Raw genomic sequence first — 19,378 nt, 5'->3', positions numbered from 1 at the left:
ATTGGAAATACCTCCAATGAATAGTTTGTTATATTGACAGGTTGTCCAAGAAGTTTCATAGATATACATTTTTTGAAAGAAAAGAGTGAGAGTTTCAGATAATTTGTAATAATTTCACTGGATTCTATATTTTAAAATGGAAAGAATATGATAGACTAGAAGAAATACGATCAATTTTGATACCATAGAAGGCAGATAGTAAACGATTGATGAATGAAATACATTAAGTGGGAGGATACATACGAACGGTTTGGAGAAATTAGTTAGGAAGTGGTATAAATTTCTACATTAAAATGATGTAAAATTATATGATATATTCCTTCGTTGAAATTATTAGCGTCTTGACAACGTTCCGCACCTTCCCATAACATATATTGTATTATTAAAAATTTTGGAAATCGAAAAGAAGATAAAAAGAAGGTGTGTAGATGGAGAAAAAAAGAGTGAGAGCAAGAAACAGCGGCGTTATGGAAGCATCTTCGAATAAAAGAATGCTATATTTGTTTGCCATCATGGTTATCGGTTTTAATCTGAGACCGGCGATTACTTCTGTCGGGCCGCTGTTAGGGACCATACGAGATCAGATTGGTCTGGAAAATTGGAGTGCAGGGACCATTACCAGTTTGCCGCTGATTGCATTTGCTGTTGTTTCACCACTTGCTCCGAAATTTGGACGGCGGCTGGGGAATGACCAAGCTGTTCTGTTGGGGCTGGTGCTGCTGTTCGTCGGAATTGGCATCCGTTCTATTCCTTATACACCGACTTTGTTTATCGGAACAGCTATTATTGGTGTTGGTATTGCAATAATGAATGTGTTGTTACCAGCAGTAATAAAAGAAAAATTCCCGCATAAAGTAGGGCAGATGACCAGTGTGTATTCAACATCGATGGCCATATTCGCAGCTACAGCTTCCGGGCTGTCTGTCCCGCTTGCCAAAAATGCAGGCTTGGGCTGGGAGTTAGCTTTATTATCCTGGGCTGTGCTGACTGTGGTTGGAATCATTGTTTGGATCTTTGTTCTTAGACAAGATTCTAATTCAAAAGAAGAACAAGTGGCGTTAAGCGACCGGTCTTATAATGACGGAAATTTATGGAAGTCTCCGCTGGCTTGGCAGGTTACTTTGTTTATGGGGCTGCAATCATTTATATTTTATGTCATCGTATCGTGGCTGCCAGAGATCATGCAGAGTTTTGGTTTTTCCGTATCAGCAGCTGGATGGCTGGTAGCCTATGTGCAGTTTATCGGCTTGCCATCTACCTTTTTGGCGCCGGTGCTGGCAGAAAAGTTCTCCAATCAGCAGGGTATTGTATTAGGAATTGGCGGTGGCGCAACGATTGGATTTGCCGGTCTTTTAATCGGAGGACCGCTGCCGCTCATTTTTGTCTGGGTAACACTGCTTGGTGTTACTTTCGGGGGCGCTATCAGCTTGTCACTTGCGATGCTGGGAATGCGTGCACGAAATGCCGAGCAAGCAAGTTCCCTGTCCGGGATGGCACAATCCATCGGTTATATTTTTGCCGCAGTCGGACCGTTATTTATAGGGCTGCTGTTTGATATAACGCAAGCATGGAATGCGTCTCTGATTGCTATTGTAACGGTTTGTTTATTGATGACACTGGCAGGATTGGGTGCTGGCAGAAATAAATATGTGTAAATATCTGATTTTGTCTTGACCAAGTTGAGAGTTGTTTTTTGAGATACGCTATGTACTTATTCTAATTTCATAGGAAGATATTCGACTGAACCCTATAAAATACACACGGATGAAAGGACTTATCCGTTCTGTTTTGTAGGGTCTTTTTTTATAAAGGAAAGGAATTCGATGTGAAAAAGGCAACGAATATATTTTGATTGAAAACATCATTACTTCATTTTTTGATAAGAAGTTTTTGATTGTAGAAGGACTTATGATACCCTGGCGATAAATCGAATGATAAAGAAGGAGATTAAAAGATAACTTTGATGTTTACGAGTTATATTTCTGGTGAATAAAGCTAACTATAAGTGTGTGTTCAAAAAGTCCGATAAATAGGACCAAGAAGTTCAAGGCGACTAGCAAATTCCAAACGGAGCGTATGTTTTATAATACGTGAGTATTGGAATTTGCTAGTCAACGCAGAAATTCGCCGCGTCATTTTTATTGGACTTTTTGAACATCCTCTATAATAGATTTTTGCATCTCGTTTTTTTAGAATATGGATTGTTCTGTCAGATTCAAAATATACCAAGGTGGTGAGCGATATGGATGTTTTCTATTTTTCAGCAGGAAGTTCTGTTTATGAAATAAAAAAAGAAGAACAGGGATGGGTAATGGAAGAACGGCCGACACCGGCACCGTTTTTATGTCTTGCAGCAGATCCTAGCCGGAAAGGGCGTCTGTATGGAGGAACTTTTAACGAAGGTTTATGGATCAGTAATGATAGCGGGAAAACATGGATGCCCGCTGGTTCAGGAATAACACATAACAGAGTAATGAGCGTTGCAGTCAGTCCGACAGAGGTGAAAAATGGATATCATGTTGTCTGGGCGGGTACAGAACCGAGCGGGTTATTTCGTTCAGAAGACGGAGGGGAAACTTGGAGTGATTGTCCGGCGTTACTAGATTTACCTTCCAAATCTTCTTGGAGTTTTCCGCCTCGTCCATATACGCATCATGTACGTTGGATTGAACCTGACAGGCATGAAGAAAACCGTATATTTGTTGGCATTGAACTTGGCGGCGTCATGAAGAGTGAAGATAAAGGAGCGAGCTGGGAAGATCGGAAACCGGATTCCCAATATGATTGTCATGCTTTAACGATGCATCCCCGTGTTACAGGGCGGATATATGAAGCTGCTGGCGGCGGTTATGCGGAAAGTTTTGATAGTGGAAATACATGGAAGACAGTTAATCAAGGGCTTGGATCTTATAACTATTTGGTTCATATTGCTGTAGATGCAGGGAATGCAGATACAATGGTGGCAGCTGCAGCGCAGGGTCCTTATGAAGCGTATGACCCAGCGCGTGCAAGGACGATTGTAGTACGACGTGAAAATGGGGATTCCTGGTCGTCTGTAGAGCATGGTTTGCCTGCTGCGGAAGGATCTTCTGTCTTTGCTTTAACTTCACATCCATCGAAAGCCGGCTTTTTTTACGCTGTGAATAATCGCGGCTTTTACCTTTCTGATGATGCAGGGAAAACTTGGGAAAGCGCCTTGGCGGATTGGCCGGATTATTTGAAAACAAAAAGAATCCATGGATTCGTAATGGTTGCTTCGCTAGATTAAAACACGATAATTTATATAATAACAATTTCATTGTTTCCTGCAAGAGTAGAAGTGAATGATATGTCGAACACGGCATGGGTTTATGGAAGGAGTTGAATACATGCAAATAAAGAGGCGTAATAAGCGTCATGCTGGCTTCATTTTTACTGTTACGGCAACGGTAGTGCTTGCACTTGGCGGATGTGTCTCAGAGCAAGAGGACGGCCAGGAATCGGAACCTGACCCAACGGAAGATGAACAGGAGACGGCACCCCCTCCAAACGATGAAGAAGAAACAGAACCTGAACCGGATGTGCCAGAAGCTTACGGTGTCAGCGCAGGGCACCCAGATGCTGTTGAAGCAGGAATGACTGTTTTAGAAAATGGAGGTAATGCTGTGGACGCTGCTATTGCATCTGCATATGCCATTTCGGTTGTCGAACCGTTTGCTTCAGGAGTTGGCGGCGGCGGGGTAACACTGGTTCAAGAACAAGGTCAGGACCCCGAGGCATATGATTACCGGGAAGTCGTTCCTGAAGATGGTGTGCCTGCATCAGGTATTGGTGTTCCTGGTTTTGTTGCCGGTACAAAGGAATTACATGACGATTACGGAGAAGCTGACTGGCAGACAGTGATTGACCCGGCAATTGAATTAGCAGAAAGTGCGGAAGTGTCTGAAACGTTAGCACAGCAGCTTCAATCTGCTCAGGACCGTCTGCCGGTTGAGCAGCTGGAGCATTTCTATCCTGGGGGCACAGCGATTGAGGCTGGCGCCACTTTAGAGCAGCCGGCATTGGCAGAGACATTGCGCGATATCCGGGATAGTGAAGGAACTTCCTTTTATGAAGGAGATACTGGAGAGGCTTTAACAGCTGTTGAAGGACTTGACATGGATTCTCTTGCGGACTTCGATGTCGGCCGGCATGATCCGGTAACCGGAGAATTTGCCGGATATGAAGTGACTGGTGCTCCTCCTCCGCTTCCTGGTGCCAGTGTCATTCAAATGCTGCAAATCATGGAAGAAAGAGGAACATTAGAAGAAGAACGGAATAGTACGCCATTTGTGCATGATATTGCGATGTCTTGGCGAATTGCCCAACAATTTGTCGACGCGGATTTTGGCGATCCTTCGTTTGTGGATGTTCCAGTCGATTCTATCGTTGACCGGGAACAAAATGCTGCTTTAGCAGAAGAAATCTCCAGTGACAGTGTGTTGCCAGAGGATGAGAATCGAACTTATGGCGATTCGGACCCTAACACAACACATATCACTGTAATTGATGATGATGGTGCAGTCGTTTCTATGACAAATACACTGACAAATTTCTTTGGTTCCAGTGAATATACAGACGGCTTCTTTTTGAACAATCAGATGGATCGGTTTGACATTGGGCAAACCGATCAGAACACACCAGAACCTGGACGGCGCTCTGTCACCTGGTCATCCCCGATGATTGTTGCGGATGATGAGGGACCGGTTTTAGGAGTTGGCAGTCCAGGAGGCGAGCGTATTCCGATCATGCTTACGCAGGTAATTTCTGACTGGGTTCAAGAAGAATCCGATTTGGAGGAAGTTATTGAAGCGGACCGTTTCCATTTGACGGATAACGCTCTTGTGATGGAAAATGTGCCGGAACCAAATGTGAGAGATGCATTGCTTGATATCGGTTATGATGAGATTCGTGAAGCTCCGACCCCGCTTTATTTTGGCTCTATTCAAGCCCTGATGATTGATCGGGACAATGATTCCATCTCCGGAGCGGCCGATTCCCGGCGAGAAGCTGATTGGCGTATAGAAACACGGGAATAAGGAAGGTATCTAGTATTCTAAAAGTTTACTTTGGTAGCTTATTAAGGAGTTAACGTTAATGAAGCAGAACAACCAACATCAAAGAATTGCGATTTTAGACCAAATGCGGGGCGTTGCTTTATTTGGAATCTTTTTAGCCAATGTCCCAGGTCTGTCTTCCGTTGATACGGAAAATTTGTCTCCGTTCAATGAAATATTAAGAAGTTTGGAAGAGATTATATTAACGGACAGCACCCGGCCATTGTTTGCATTCATGTTGGGCCTGAGTCTCATGTTATTGTATAATCGCCTGAAAACGAAGGAAATCAACCCTTATCCAGTATTATTCAGACGGCTATTTTTGCTGGCCTTCGTCGGTGCTGTGCACGGTTTTGCTATTTGGTCGGGAGATATTCTGCTCATGTATGGAATGGCAGGATTTGTCCTTCTGCTGTTTATGAATTGGTCGACAACCGGACTAGCTATTACTGCTTTCCTTTTTTGGATTGGATATGCAGTCGGGACGGATTTCATCAGCTACTTCTCGTCTTATAATTTGTCTCTTGAAGATGGCTTAAAAGGGCTGTTGCCTGATTCAAAAGAACCGCCGACAGGAACAGAATATCTTATCATTGAATTTTCTTCTATGGCCGCACATATCGGTTTTTTCCTGTTTGGTATGTATGCATATCGCAGAGGATTGTTTGCAATAATCGAAAAGCGGAGAAAAGCTATGAGCTTATTAGCCGTTCTTTTTCTGGTGATTGGTTTGGCAGGAAAAGCAAGCCTCTATGATAGCGTTGCGTTACATCCGTTGGAAAACTTTTATCCCTTTATGGTGACGATTGGCATGATTTTGTCCATTGTCCTTTTAGGTACGAGTAAGACGAATATCTCTAAACTGCTTGTACCGTTCACTTCTGTAGGGAAGATGGCGTTTACGAATTATCTTTTGCAGTCTCTCGTGTTTGTTCTTCTGTTTCAATTCAGCGGACGAACAATTTTTATCAACTTAGGGATTTGGGAGGAACCAAGCTATGCGTTCGCTCTTGTTATTGGTGTGATTGTATTCGCCGCGCAAATGCTTTTCAGTCACCTTTGGTTGAAAGTATTCTCCTACGGGCCGTTTGAATGGCTTTGGAGAATAGGGACTTATGGGGAAATGGTTTCAATAAAGAGGAAGGAGGAATAAAGGGCGTTTAAAAAATCCTTAAAGATACTATAAGTGTGTGTTCAAAAAGTCCGATAAATAGGACCAAGAAGTTCAAGGCGACTAGCAAATTCCAAACGGAGCGTATGTTTTATAATACGTGAGTATTGGAATTTGCTAGTCAACGCAGAAATTCGCCGCGTCATTTTTATTGGACTTTTTGAACATCCTCTTAAAAAATGAAAATTTGCAATACATGAATAATTCAATGCATTTATAGCATAATTTATCTTATATGGAATGATTTCATGGATTATCCAACCTTCTTTTTAAACATGTCATAAGTAAAAATCCAACTAAACTTATAGTTGGATTTTTTACTGACTATTGATGAATGAGCAAATTAAGTCCAAGCACCTTTTCGGAAAACAGGGACACGGCTGCCATCTTCTTTAATGCCATCAATATCCATCTGATCTGATCCGATCATAAAGTCGACATGTGTGGTAGAACGATTCAGACCTGCTTCTTGTAATTCTTCTTCCGTCATTTCTGTTCCGCCTTCTAAATTGAACGCATAAGCAGAACCCAGTGCTAAGTGATTTGAAGCATTTTCATCAAATAATGTATTGAAGAAAGTCAGGCCTGATTGAGAAATAGGGGACGCATCCGGTACTAAAGCAACTTCGCCTAAGTGGGAAGCGCCTTCGTCCTGTTCGATTAATTTCTGAATCACTTCTTCCCCTTTCTCAGCAGTCACTTTGGTTACTTTCCCATTTTCAAAATGGAACTTCATCCCTTCAATGACCGAACCGGCATAACTTAACGGTTTTGTGGAAACGACAACACCGTCAACCCGGTTAGCATCCGGAGCAGTAAATACTTCTTCTGTCGGCATATTCGCGATAAAACGTTCCCCGCGAGCATTAAAACTTCCTGCACCTTCCCAGCGGTGGTTTTTCGGCAGGCCGACTGTTAAGTCCGTCCCCGGTGCAGTGTAATGCAGTGCTGTAAATTGTTCTTTATTCAAAGATTCAGCTTTCGTTTCCAGGGTTTTATCTTTTTCTTCCCAAGTACGAATGGCATCTTCATCATATAAATGAATCGCTTTGAAAATCGCATCCCATAATGCATCGGTCTGTTCTTCTGCAGAATCTAAATCCGGAAAGACTTTCGCTGCCCATTCCGGGCTGGCTGCAGCTGCTACAATCCAGGAAATTTTATTGGATTGGGTGGCTTGAGCCATTGGTTTAAAAGCTTCTCCAGCTGCTTTTTGTGCTGCTGCGATTTTTTCACTGTCTAATCCTTTTAACGCATCGGGGTCGTTTGACACAACATTGATACGGGTGGCGCCTTCTTCAATGATATAATTCATTTCTTCTATGCGGTATTCCGGAATATCCGTTAATGTATCTGTTGATTGATGTTCAAATCCAAGTCTGGAAACTTTATCGTCTCCCCATTTAACAATAACGCGTTTAGCGCCTTTTTCGTAAGCAGCTTTTGTTATCTGACGGGCTAAAGGAGCTTGATCAACATCAATTGATAAAACAACAGTGTGGTCTTTTTGTACATTCACACCAGCAGAAACGATTAATTCAGCATATTTTTGCAGGTATTCATCAAAATTTTCCAAAGTCATGTATAGAGCCTCCTCGTAAATTGATATACGTTTTCATCGTAGCACAATCATTTCCGAATCACAAAAGAGGAGTTAAATATTGATTGATGCTGAACGTAAAATCTGTCATTCTTCCCGCTTGATTTTTAGATATTAATACATTTGGTGAGCCGATGGATTATAAAGGTGAAGAGCAACAGATGATGATTGTTTGCTTCATTTTGAATAAAAGGAAATAATTTCAAAGAAACGTATGTTCTTTTTGTGAGAAGCGTGTTATGATAATTGCATGTTGATTGACAATAAAGGAGAAAAAGAGCATGACAGGAAAAACACATATCATGGCTGGTATCACAGCAACGACGGCTATCGCTGCAGTTACGGATACGTATCAGCCCGAATGGTTTATTGCAGCAGGTGCAGCGGGCGGATTGCTTCCGGATATTTGTCATAGCGGCAGCAAAATCGGTCGGAGATTCCCAGTGGTTTCGAAAATAGTCAATGCCCTCTTTGGGCATCGGACCTTTACACATAGTTTATTATTCTTAGCGCTGATGGCGTTTATTTTATCTAAGTTCGTCAGTAATTCGTCCATTATCATGGGAATTTTAGCAGGCATGGTTACCCATTTCATTTTAGATGCTTTCACTAAACAAGGAATTAAGTTGCTGTATCCTGCTAAAATAACGATTCGCTTTCCATTTGCTGCAACGACTGGCGGGAAAGCGGAAGGAATTGTTTTGTTGGCATTAACTGTCGTTACACTTTATTATGCCAACGATATACTTGCACTTTTCTAGTTTGCTATTGTTGGTAAACTTTGCAGCAGGTAAAGTGACTATCATGAAAATTCGAATGACAACCATACAGAAATAATATCTTCATGAATACTTTTCATTTCTTTGCTAAAAATAAATAACATTACCATTGTTAGGAGATGAATCTGTATGAGTGAATATGAAAAAAACAAAAAGGAACAGCAGCTGGAATCCTATATCAGGGATACCTATAATCAAGAGATGATTTCGAATGAAGGAAAGAAGATTGTAGATGATGAGAATTCACTGACTGCCGGCGACCGCGGTCCGACTTTGATTGAAGATTTTCTTGCCAGAGAAAAGCTGGCGCATTTTGATAGGGAGAGAATACCAGAGCGGGTTGTGCATGCACGAGGTTATGGCGCTTATGGAGAATTCGAACTGTATCAATCTATGAGTGACGTCACAATGGCGGATTTCTTACAGGACCCCTCCAAGAAGACGCCATTATTTGTGCGTTTTTCACAAGTAATCGGTTCAAGAGGCTGTAATGAAACGGTGCGCGATGTACGTGGTTTTTCTATTAAGTTTTACACAGATGATGGAAATTTTGATATTGTCGCTATCAATTTCCCAATTTTCTTCATTCAAGATGCGATTAAATTCCCTGATTTGATTCACTCGGTCAAACCGGAACCTGATAATGAATACCCTCAAGGTCAGACAGCACATGATACGTTTTGGGATTTCATGGGCAGCAACCCGGAAACAACCCATATGGCGATGTGGATTATGTCTGACCGGGCCATTCCAAAGAATTATCGTACCATGGAAGGTTTTGGCGTTCACACCTATCGTTTTGTAAACAAAGAGGGGGTTGCGCATTTCGTAAAGTTTCATATCAAGCCTGTACTCGGTGTTCATCCATTGATTTGGGATGAGGCACAAAAGCTTGGCGAAGACGCCGATTTTCATCGCAGAGATCTCTGGACGAATATCAAGATGGGAAATCATGTGGAATATGAGCTTGCTGTACAGATTATTCGGGAAGACCAGGAGTTTATGTTTGATTTCGATATTTTAGATCCGACAAAATTCTGGCCGGAAGAGGAAGTGCCGCTTCAAAAGATGGGGAAGATAACGTTAAACAAAACAGTTGATAACGCCTTTTCAGAAACGGAGCAAAGTGCGTTTCATCCTGGAAATATTGTTCGGGGAATTGATTATTCCAATGACCCGCTGCTGCAGGGACGTTTATTTTCGTATACAGATACTCAGCAAGCACGAATTGGAGCCAATTACCAGCAGCTGCCTATCAACAAGCCGGTTTGCCCGGTATTTAACAATCAGCGGGATGGGAACTCACGTCATGTGATTGACCGTGGAAAAGTTTCTTATCATAAAAACTTATTGGCGGAAAATACACCCTCAGAGGTTCCACCGGATAAGGGTGGATTCGTTACCTATCCTTCTACCGTGGAAGGGTTGAAACAGCGTAAAACAGCGGATTCTTTTAAAGATCACTATACCCAGGCAAGGATTTTCTGGAATAGCATGACACCAGTAGAGCGAGAGCATATTATTGGAGCGTACAGTTTTGAGCTGGGAAGATGCCTGGTTGTTGCTGTGCGTCAGCAGATGGTGAACCGCTTAGCAAGGGTCAGCACAGAGCTGGCAGAGGCTGTAGCTAAAAATGTCGGCGTTACCGTACCGGATGTTGAAGAATCCACGGCTACGAAATCATCACCGGCAATAAGCCTGATGAATACAAATTTTGTCGCGAATACACTGAAAGTCGCTGTTTTTCTAGCAGAAGGTTTTCCTGGGAAGGAAGTGGATGATCTGCTTCAGCAATGGAAGAAGGCAGGCATGCACCCGGTTATTGTCAGCAATAAACTTGGTGAGGTAAGCGGAAGCGACGGCGTAACATATCAGGTAGATCAAAGCTTTCTTACTGGTTCTCCATTGAGCTATGAAGGCGTATATCTTGTTGGCGGAACCGGGGTGGATGACTATTTTCATCATCAAGCTCATACGTTTATCATGAATATGTACAACCATTTTAAGCCGATAGGTGCTAGAGAAGAGAGTGCTCATTTACTGCAGGAAATGGGAATTGATGGACAGCCTGGAGTAGTTATGGATATGGATTCGCAATTTGGACAAAAATTTATCGATGCCATGGCGAAGCAGCGTTTTTGGGAACGTCCGAGTTACCTTTATAATATGTAAGGTAAATATGTTTAGTGAAGAAGGAAGAAAGCATCAAATTACGGTAACAGCGCGTAATTTGATGCTTTTCTTTAGAGCTTTATTGAGATATGCAATGCATGATTTACCAAATCTATCTAAGAGCTTATCAAGCACGTTTGAGTTGATTGTTTAAGCGAAATCCGTTTGATAATATGGACAATGCAACAGAAAAACATTCTCCTGGAGGTTTTGACCATGAAAGCAATTATTATCGATCAATACGGCGATGCAGATCAGCTAAAGGAAAAAGATGATATTCCAATTCCGGAAATAAAAGATAATCAGGTATTAGTAGAAATGCACGCTACGTCCATTAATCCAATTGACTGGAAATTGCGCGAAGGTTACCTGCAGGAAGGCCTGCCTTTTGAATTTCCAATTATTTTAGGATGGGACGCAGCAGGAGTCATTAAACAAATCGGTAAAAATGTGACCACCTTTCAAGTGGGAGATGAGGTATTTGCTAGACCGGATCTCACACCAAATGGCACATATGCTGCGTATACAGCGGTAGATGAAGAACTGCTAGCGATGAAACCAGAAAATATCAGCTTTGAAGAAGCAGCTGCTGTCCCGTTAGCGGGTCTTACGGCCTGGCAGTGTCTTGTCAATTTTTCTGAAATTAAACAAGACGATAAAGTGTTAATTCATGCCGGTTCTGGCGGTGTCGGCAGCATGGCCGTTCAGATTGCTAAAAGCTTCGGTACTTATGTAGCTTCGACTGCCAGCGGGAAAAATGAGGCATTTTTAAAAGAATTAGGCGTCGATCAGTTCATTAATTATAAAGAAGAAGACTTTGAAGATGTCCTTCAAGATTATGATATTGTCGTGGATACGTTAGGCGGCGAAATCTTGAATAAAAGCTTCCAGGTATTAAAGGAAGGCGGGCGACTGGTTTCCATCGCAGGACAGCCAGATGAAAAATTAGCAAAACAAAAAGGAATTAAAGCAGATTCCTTATGGCTTGAGCCCGACGGAAAAGAACTGGCTGAATTAGGGAAGCTGATGGAAGACGGGAAATTAAAATCGTATATTGGACATACTTTCCCGCTCACAGAGAATGGCTTAAAAGAAGCGCATCGTTTAAGTGAAACCCATCATGCGAAAGGAAAAATTGTGATTCAAATCAAATAAGTACGATGATACGCAAGGTATAAGATGTTTCAGGCTGCCGAAGGAGTATTTGGCAGCCTGATTTTTGTTAAAGGAAAGAAGTTTATTTAATGACGCATTTCTTAACGGTTACGTAAGAACTCCCTGTACAATAAGGCCAAGCACTAACCCCAGAAAAATAGAAGATAGTGTACCTAATAAGAAATATTCTGCCCAGTTTCTATCATCCAATTGTTTAAAACGCGCAATCGACTTGGCGGCAATAATAAAAGCAATGGACGGATAGGCACCAACTGCTGTTAATAAAATCACCAGCAACCTTTCCAGATAACCGATAAGTTTGCCGCGTGAACGAAGCGGGGCGGAGTAAGTGAAATAGTGATACTCCTCCGAAAAATGCTTGTCTATCTCCGGCCGTATTTTTTCATTCCCGGCAGCTATTTGATGCTTCAACGTCAGTTCGCCTTCAAAATTGGCAAATTCGGATGGCAGGGAGCCGATGATAAATTTTACAATATGACCGCTGACACTGGTCGCTAGAATGTAAATGATAATAATAAATAACACCGTGTTGAATAGACTTAAACTGCTTGTACCATGCAAGTTTAAAAGACTCGCTGTCATCTCTGCAGTTGTCATACGAAAGAAAAGAATACAGGTCAGGAGTATTATCATAATGTGTAAGACTTGGTCTGCCAGAAAATATCCAAGCTTTTTCATATTATCCGTCGGGTTTTTGGGAAGAGAATCTACAAATTTTATTTTTAATAAATCAATCAAAAGATGCGTGATGATAATAAAAGCTAAAGGTAAAATAAGATAGGAAATGACATGTTGAAATGCATATTGATAGCCCCAAATAATAGCGAGTGCGATACCGGTTGTCGGCAGATGGTGAAGCATGTGTTTTTTCAAATATTTCATTTTATGTTGTACCATCTGGTCTGATTGCAGCCAAAAATCAGCAATCAAATGTGCCAGCAGGAGCAATAGTATTGTCATGATAATCTCCTTTCTTTCGGGAAATAATCAGGTAAATATTTGATAATCTGTTGTCTCATGTTTGTTTGCAGCTCATCCGTTAGACGCTGTTTATCATGCATACCTAATGAATCCAACACCTTCACAATATTATAAAAAGTATGCAGGATGACTTGTGTTTTACCCTGTTTCATATGATGGGATATGGTAGCTGTTGTTCTATCAAGATATTGGCTCACCTTTTTTTGCTGGCCGAGTATGAAGTATAAAGAACAGACAAGAGACTGTATTTCGGTTTGTTCGTTAATTTGTTCCTGCTTCAGCATTAAACTTGTATTGATTAATGTTTCAAACTGCTCGCTATAAATCGTAAAATCTTGTTCCTTCGATAAGGTAGGCAACGCAAAACGAAACAGCCATCTGTCCGATTGTTTTTTTAGATGATCATTGGCGTTTCTTGCTTGTTTCATCAATGGATGAATCCACGTTTCTATATTTATGTCCCTTACATCTTCTTGGATCGTACCGAATGATAGACCGAAATAAGGTAGATGATCGGTGAATTTCCAAATGCGGTTGATATAAAAAGCAATTGTGTATGCTGTTGCATAGCCGTTGCTCACAAGTACCAACTCATCCCCGGCGCGGTGGCTGATTTGTGTTGCAGCTGTATTTTCCGTCCACGCAGTAATGCTTTCTTTTAATTGCTCCAAGTAATCACTTAATGCTTTTCCGATATGTTCTTTCGACGAATTACTTATATCCATAATGAACATGGAAACTTCATTTGACATGCATAAAACAGCTCCTTCCTTATCCACTACAGCGATAAGTTTGATGATATCATCAAATATAACAAAAGTTAGATGAAATAGTCAAACTTCATAGAAGTTAGATCGTATAGTCTAATATAATTTAAAAACATACAAAAGCACAACACGGAATGTCGAACACCGAATAAATCATATAAAATTTATTGAAACCATTTCTTCATGAATGATATATTTTTATATTCACCTCAACTCCTTTCGTATCCATGTATATTAGCTTTGCACTTTTTTGCTTCTGGTTACATTTACTACTATAAAGAAATGGGGGTGAATACGAATGCGTCATAAGCTAGAAAAATTTGTGGATCCACTTCCAAACATACAGATTCTAAAGCCTGATCAAAAAGCAAAGGATGGGATTCACTATGAAATCGCGATGAAGCAATTTAAGCACAAGCTGCACCGTGATTTACCAGCAACCACTTTATGGGGATATAATGGACAGTTTCCCGGTCCGATCATTGAGGCAAATCGTGATGAAGCCGTGCATGTGACGTGGCTTAACCAATTGCCAAATAAGCATCTGCTTCCGGTTGATGTCTCGATTCATGGTCTGGATCAGCTTCCTGCTGTACGTACTGTGGTACATTTACACGGTATCGAAACGAAACCCGACAGTGATGGACATCCAGAAGCATGGTATACAAATAACTTTCAGGAAACCGGTCATTTCTTCTCCAGAAAAACCTTTACGTATCCGAACCATCAGCGTGGAAGTCTGCTTTGGTATCATGATCACGCGATGGGGATTACGCGGTTGAATGTATATGCAGGACTTGCAGGGATGTACATTCTTCGCGACGAACAGGAGAGATCATTGAATTTACCAGCGGGGGATTATGAGATTCCGCTTATGATAACAGACCGCAGTTTTAACGCAGATGGTTCCTTATTTTATCCATCGCAGCCTGATGATGCAGCTGAAAATTTACCAGATCCTTCTATTCTTCCAGCGTTTAATGGGGATACGATATTGGTTAATGGGAAAGCATGGCCTTACTTGGAAGTCGAACCAAGAAAATATCGTTTCCGGATGTTGAATGCTTCGAACACCAGATCTTATCAATTACAGCTGGACGCTAATATAGCCTTTCAACAAATCGGTTCCGATGGCGGATTACTTCGACACCCAGTCGAAATGAAGACAATTGGTTTCCTGCCGGCAGAACGGGTCGATGTCATTATTGATTTTTCAAAAGCAGCCGGTCAGTCTATCGTATTAAAAAATGATTTAGGTCCAGACGCGGATCCAAACGATAACACCGGAGATATTATGCAATTTCATGTTACTAAATCTTTAAAAAAGAAAGACCAAAGTTTTTTGCCTGCAGCTTTATCCGTTATTCCGTCATTAAAGCAAAATCATATTGCCGGGATTCGCTATTTAAAATTAGTTGGGTCTGCTGATGAATTTGACCGTCCTTTATTACTTCTCAACAATAAACACTGGCATGATCCAATTACAGAAAATCCGCGCCTGGGGACAACAGAGGTGTGGGCTTTTACAAATACAACCAACTTTTCACATCCTATGCACCTTCATCTTGTTCAATTTCAAGTATTGGAACATCAGTCATTTGATCTGGAGCAATATAATAAAGATGGAAAAATTATATTTACAGGACCGCCAATTGCGCCAGCGGCAAATCAGCGCGGCTGGAAAGATACCATCGAAGTACCTGCTGCAACCATGACCCGAGTGATGGCCAAATTTGCACCATATAGTGGAGAGTTTGTTTGGCATTGTCATATTTTAGAGCATGAAGATTATGATATGATGCGTCCTTATATGGTAGTAGATGATGAGAAAGAAGAAAAACATTAATATATACCGAATAAAGAGTTTGCGTTACGTCATGTAACCTGAGCTCTTTTTTGTCTTGTGTTACTTTATTTTTTCAGCTTTCCATATATTAACACGCTTATAAAACAGGGTTTATGTTGACTATAGGAATATACGTTCGTATAATAAAAATACAAACACCTATTCGCATTGGGAGAGAATATGATGAAAAATATTATCATGATGGATTATTCGAAGGAACCGCGTCGAGATATTATGTGTATCGATGCCAAATCTTTTTTCGCAAGCGTGGAAGCAGCGGAACGGAAACAGCATCCTTTAACATCCCGGATTGCAGTTGTATCCAAGCCGGATAATCAGGGAGGTTTGGTGCTCGCTGCATCCCCCCTAATAAAAAAAGAATATGGTGTTAAAACAGGAACAAGGATTTATGAAATCCCGAAGAAAGCAAATATAGACATTGTGGAGCCCCGTATGGCAGTGTATTTACAAAAGAATATGGAGATATTACGTATTTTCAAGCGTTATGTAGCGGAAGAGGATTTACTTGTTTATTCCATTGACGAATCGTTCCTCGATGTAACAAAATCACATAAACTTTTTGGCAGTACGCATGATATAGCAAAGCAAATTCAGCAGGATGTATGGAAAGAATTAGGTTTAGTGATGACCGTGGGAATAGGAGATAACCCGCTTTTGGCTAAATTAGCGCTCGATCATCAGGCAAAATACGATGAACAACAAGGATTTATTGGCGGATGGCGTTATGAGGACGTTCCACATAAATTATGGAAGATAGAACCTTTAATTGATTTTTGGGGGATAGGACAGAAGACAGAAGCCAGTTTAAATCGGATAGGCATCCGGAATATGTATGATTTAGCACAATACAGTATTGGTAAATTAAAAGAAAGATTCGGTGTGATTGGAGAACAGCTTTATTTCCATGCACACGGGATAGATCGGACAATATTATCGGATACGTACCGGCCGCAAAGTACATCCTTCAGCAGAAATCAAATATTGAACAGAGATTATGTGGTGAAGCATGATGTGGAGATAGTAATCAGAGAGATGACAGATGAAAATGTAGCGAGATTAAGGAAACATCATCTCATGACTGGTGTCGTCAAACTTACTATCGGTTATTCCAAGGAAGTGGCACAAAGCGGTTTTAACCATCAGATGAAGATTGAGGCCACGGATTCATCCAAAAAATTGAAAGGATACCTGCTCCTTATCTTTCATAAATATTATCAAGAAAATATGCCGGTAAGAGTTGTGAATGTCACGTTTGGAAAGCTGCAGATAAAACAATCGTTGCAGTTGAATTTGTTCGAACCGGCAGAAGAGACGATAGAAAATGAAAATCTGGACAGGGCGATTGATTTTGTAAGAAGAAAATACGGTTATACATCCCTGCTGCATGCTTCCAGTTTACTTAACAGCGGGATGGCGAGATATCGTGCGCAATTGCTGGGCGGTCATCGTTCTGGAAAGGAAGAATAAAAATGGAAAAAGTATCAATTACCCATGTTACGCCTGAACAGTTTGGATATAAGGACAGAGGGATTGTTAAATGGCTAGGGATGATGTTAAGCGACCATTCAGAAGCGCTTAAAAAAGAAGAAACAGACAATCAGCTGACCGAAGTGAAAGCGAAAGAAGAAATGACAGAGGAAGCTATCGCAAAAGTGTTGTATCAAGCTTATGCAACGGATACTCCAGTTTTGATTCAGGCAAATGTAATCAGGAATGGAAACTACTATAAAGACTTAAAGTGTAAAGTGTCCGGTTATGCGGAAAATCAGATTCATCTATTTTTAAAGGATGGGCGTGTAACAAGTTGTACGATGGAGGAAATAAGAAATGCGACGTTTATGAACGCCCTTGATTGGCACGATAAAAGATACTAATAAACTTGATAAGAACAAGCTGCTGCAGAGCCTTGGACGGCGAGTGATAAAGTTCCTTAGCACCCTAAATGTCAGAAAATTGTTGTATATGAGGAAGAACTTCTATAATATTTAAAGGGAAACATCAGCACGTATCACGTGTTATTGAGATTATATAAGGAGGGTGTATGATGGAAGAAAGAATAGAAAAAGCAATACAAGATATATATCCGGATGATTTTGCCTGGTGTTATGGATGCGGCCGATTAAATAAAGAGGGTCATCACCTCCGAACCGGGTGGCAAGGGGATAAAACGGTCACGATTTTCACGCCTGAATCAAAGTACATGGGAATTCCAGGCTTTATCTATGGCGGATTGATAGCCTCGTTAATGGACTGTCATGGGTCAGGATCTGCCGCACTTGCTTTACATCGAAAGAACGGAAATGAGATTGGCGATGGATCTGTGCCGCCCCGGTTTGTGACTGCGAGCCTTCAAATGGATTTTCTTAAACCGACACCACAAGATGTTCCGCTAAAAGCAGTTGGGACGGTAGAAGAAATTCATCCTAAAAGATGGAAAGTGCATACAGAAATAACAGCAAATGATGTTCTTTGTGCTCGTGGAGAGGTCGTTCTTGTCGTTATGCCTGATACATTTGTAAAATGACTGTTTTTCTAGCAACTTGGAACGGATTAAAAGGTGGATACACGCTTTATTTTGGCTGGAACAGATGATACGGTGTATAGAAAATCGTTTTATATTTATTGCATTAAACAATGGAGCGCTATATTTGAATATGTTAAGTACAAATATCCAATGAAATAATGTGCAGCAAATGTAATAACTTGGTAAAACGCATAAGGATGTGTATGTGATGTATGACCAAACACGGAATATAATACAACGTGTGCGTACACCCCGAGGGGATATACAACTGCAACAACGCGGCAGTCACTATGAAATTATCAGCAATGGTACGTTTCTGATGGCAACCTATAACGGAGAATCTGAGAGACGGCTGGTAAGTGCAGCTTTACAAAATACAACAGGGGCCAGCAATGTACTTATTGGAGGTTTAGGCGCAGGGTTCTCTTTAGCTGAGGCATTGCGTCACGAACAAATCATGCAAGCAACTGTTATCGAAATAGAAGAAGCCATTATCACATGGAATCGCACATATCTTGCCGCTTTTTCCCATCATGCATTAGAAGATACCAGAACAAAAATCATACAGGCTGATTTTTTAGAGTGGATAGAAACAACTGAAGAAGAGTTCGATGTGATATGCTTAGATATTGATAATGGACCAGACTGGACAGTGACGGATTCCAATACAAGTTTATATCAAAGGAGGACTTTGCATGTATTGGCAGGCTTATTATCTTTCAATGGTGTATTAGCTTTTTGGAGCGCTGCTTCCTCCCAAGCTTTTGCTGAAAAACTCAAAGAATATTTTCAAGAAGTACAAACAATTCCAGTACCTCAGGAAAGAGGAGAAGCTGACTATATCTATCTCGCAAAAGCTCCTTTTTCATCTGTACTTTAACTATCATCATGCATGAGCAAGAGGTAAACCGCTGTATTTGATTTATTATACAATGAAGGGATATCCCTGCTGCATAGAAATTAAACTGCAGTAACAGCGCTGCGTATTTTTGATAGTAACTGGCGCTGTTATGATAAATGAAATAGCAGCAGGGATATTCTTACAATAATGATTAATATAAATTTATTTTCATCCTACTGTTTTTGTCTGTGGAAAGCAAAACGGTCCGCCGTAGCGATCGCCTTATACTTTATCTGCTAACCTTTATCAATAGATGTATAGAAGAAACGATTGACCCCTGTTCCTGTGGGAGGGAAGTTACTTTTTAAAGTGGTCGCTCCGAAAGTTGAGTTTTTAAGGTATTCATATATTTTTTTACTTGATAT

General features: G+C 41.0%; 15 protein-coding genes. 12 read left to right on the top strand and 3 right to left on the bottom strand.

What is annotated here, in order from left to right:
• The first annotated feature begins 467 nt into the window (after positions 1-467).
• From ACFQ19_RS17745 to ACFQ19_RS17730, 4 genes are all read left to right on the top strand, one after another.
• The gene (locus ACFQ19_RS17745) at positions 468-1,655 is read left to right on the top strand and encodes a CynX/NimT family MFS transporter (protein WP_379594028.1); all 1,188 of its coding nucleotides are present in this window, start codon (positions 468-470) and stop codon (positions 1,653-1,655) included.
• A 587-nt stretch (positions 1,656-2,242) separates the two neighbouring features.
• On the top strand, positions 2,243-3,268 hold the full coding sequence (locus ACFQ19_RS17740; RefSeq protein WP_379594011.1) for a WD40/YVTN/BNR-like repeat-containing protein: 1,026 nt from the start codon (positions 2,243-2,245) through the stop codon (positions 3,266-3,268).
• A gap of 100 nt (positions 3,269-3,368) precedes the next feature.
• Entirely contained in the window at positions 3,369-5,057 is a 1,689-nt protein-coding gene (locus tag ACFQ19_RS17735; RefSeq protein WP_379594010.1) for a gamma-glutamyltransferase, read from the top strand.
• A gap of 58 nt (positions 5,058-5,115) precedes the next feature.
• Positions 5,116-6,228, top strand: coding sequence for a DUF418 domain-containing protein (locus ACFQ19_RS17730; RefSeq protein WP_379594009.1), 1,113 nt, complete (start codon positions 5,116-5,118; stop codon positions 6,226-6,228).
• A 361-nt stretch (positions 6,229-6,589) separates the two neighbouring features.
• Here ACFQ19_RS17730 and ACFQ19_RS17725 read toward each other — a convergent pair whose 3' ends face one another.
• Positions 6,590-7,822, bottom strand: a complete 1,233-nt coding sequence (locus ACFQ19_RS17725) for an aminopeptidase (RefSeq protein WP_379594027.1) — start codon at positions 7,820-7,822, stop codon at positions 6,590-6,592.
• 305 nt (positions 7,823-8,127) lie between these two features.
• Between ACFQ19_RS17725 and ACFQ19_RS17720 the strand changes: the two genes are divergently transcribed.
• The 3 genes from ACFQ19_RS17720 (at position 8,128) to ACFQ19_RS17710 (ending at position 11,952) form a co-directional block, all read left to right on the top strand.
• Positions 8,128-8,607, top strand: coding sequence for a metal-dependent hydrolase (locus ACFQ19_RS17720; protein ID WP_379594008.1), 480 nt, complete (start codon positions 8,128-8,130; stop codon positions 8,605-8,607).
• 147 nt (positions 8,608-8,754) lie between these two features.
• Positions 8,755-10,797 (top strand): catalase, encoded by a 2,043-nt coding sequence (locus ACFQ19_RS17715; protein ID WP_379594007.1) that lies wholly within the window; start codon positions 8,755-8,757, stop codon positions 10,795-10,797.
• Between the two features lie 216 nt (positions 10,798-11,013).
• The gene (locus ACFQ19_RS17710; RefSeq protein ID WP_379594006.1) at positions 11,014-11,952 is read left to right on the top strand and encodes an NADP-dependent oxidoreductase; all 939 of its coding nucleotides are present in this window, start codon (positions 11,014-11,016) and stop codon (positions 11,950-11,952) included.
• Positions 11,953-12,060: 108 nt separating this feature from the next.
• On the opposite strand, the gene ACFQ19_RS17705 is transcribed toward ACFQ19_RS17710, so the two are convergent.
• Complete coding sequence (locus ACFQ19_RS17705; RefSeq protein ID WP_379594005.1) at positions 12,061-12,933, bottom strand: DUF3307 domain-containing protein; 873 nt, start codon at positions 12,931-12,933, stop codon at positions 12,061-12,063.
• Positions 12,930-13,706 (bottom strand): hypothetical protein, encoded by a 777-nt coding sequence (locus ACFQ19_RS17700; RefSeq protein ID WP_379594004.1) that lies wholly within the window; start codon positions 13,704-13,706, stop codon positions 12,930-12,932. The genes ACFQ19_RS17705 and ACFQ19_RS17700 overlap by 4 nt, the downstream gene beginning before the upstream one ends.
• A 313-nt stretch (positions 13,707-14,019) precedes the next feature.
• On the opposite strand from ACFQ19_RS17700, the gene ACFQ19_RS17695 reads away from it, so the two are divergent.
• The 5 genes from ACFQ19_RS17695 (at position 14,020) to ACFQ19_RS17675 (ending at position 18,992) form a co-directional block, all read left to right on the top strand.
• Positions 14,020-15,567, top strand: coding sequence for a multicopper oxidase family protein (locus ACFQ19_RS17695; RefSeq protein WP_379594003.1), 1,548 nt, complete (start codon positions 14,020-14,022; stop codon positions 15,565-15,567).
• A gap of 183 nt (positions 15,568-15,750) precedes the next feature.
• The gene (locus ACFQ19_RS17690) at positions 15,751-17,055 is read left to right on the top strand and encodes a Y-family DNA polymerase (protein ID WP_379594002.1); all 1,305 of its coding nucleotides are present in this window, start codon (positions 15,751-15,753) and stop codon (positions 17,053-17,055) included.
• Between the two features lie 2 nt (positions 17,056-17,057).
• Entirely contained in the window at positions 17,058-17,462 is a 405-nt protein-coding gene (locus ACFQ19_RS17685; protein ID WP_379594001.1) for a hypothetical protein, read from the top strand.
• A 170-nt stretch (positions 17,463-17,632) separates the two neighbouring features.
• On the top strand, positions 17,633-18,112 hold the full coding sequence (locus tag ACFQ19_RS17680; protein WP_379594000.1) for a PaaI family thioesterase: 480 nt from the start codon (positions 17,633-17,635) through the stop codon (positions 18,110-18,112).
• A 208-nt stretch (positions 18,113-18,320) separates the two neighbouring features.
• Positions 18,321-18,992, top strand: a complete 672-nt coding sequence (locus ACFQ19_RS17675) for a spermine/spermidine synthase domain-containing protein (protein ID WP_379593999.1) — start codon at positions 18,321-18,323, stop codon at positions 18,990-18,992.
• Positions 18,993-19,378 lie beyond the last annotated feature (386 nt).

Source organism: Oceanobacillus locisalsi, from assembly GCF_042675985.1.
GTDB lineage: Bacteria > Bacillota > Bacilli > Bacillales > Amphibacillaceae > Oceanobacillus > Oceanobacillus locisalsi.
This window is presented reverse-complemented; position numbering and strand designations above follow the sequence as displayed.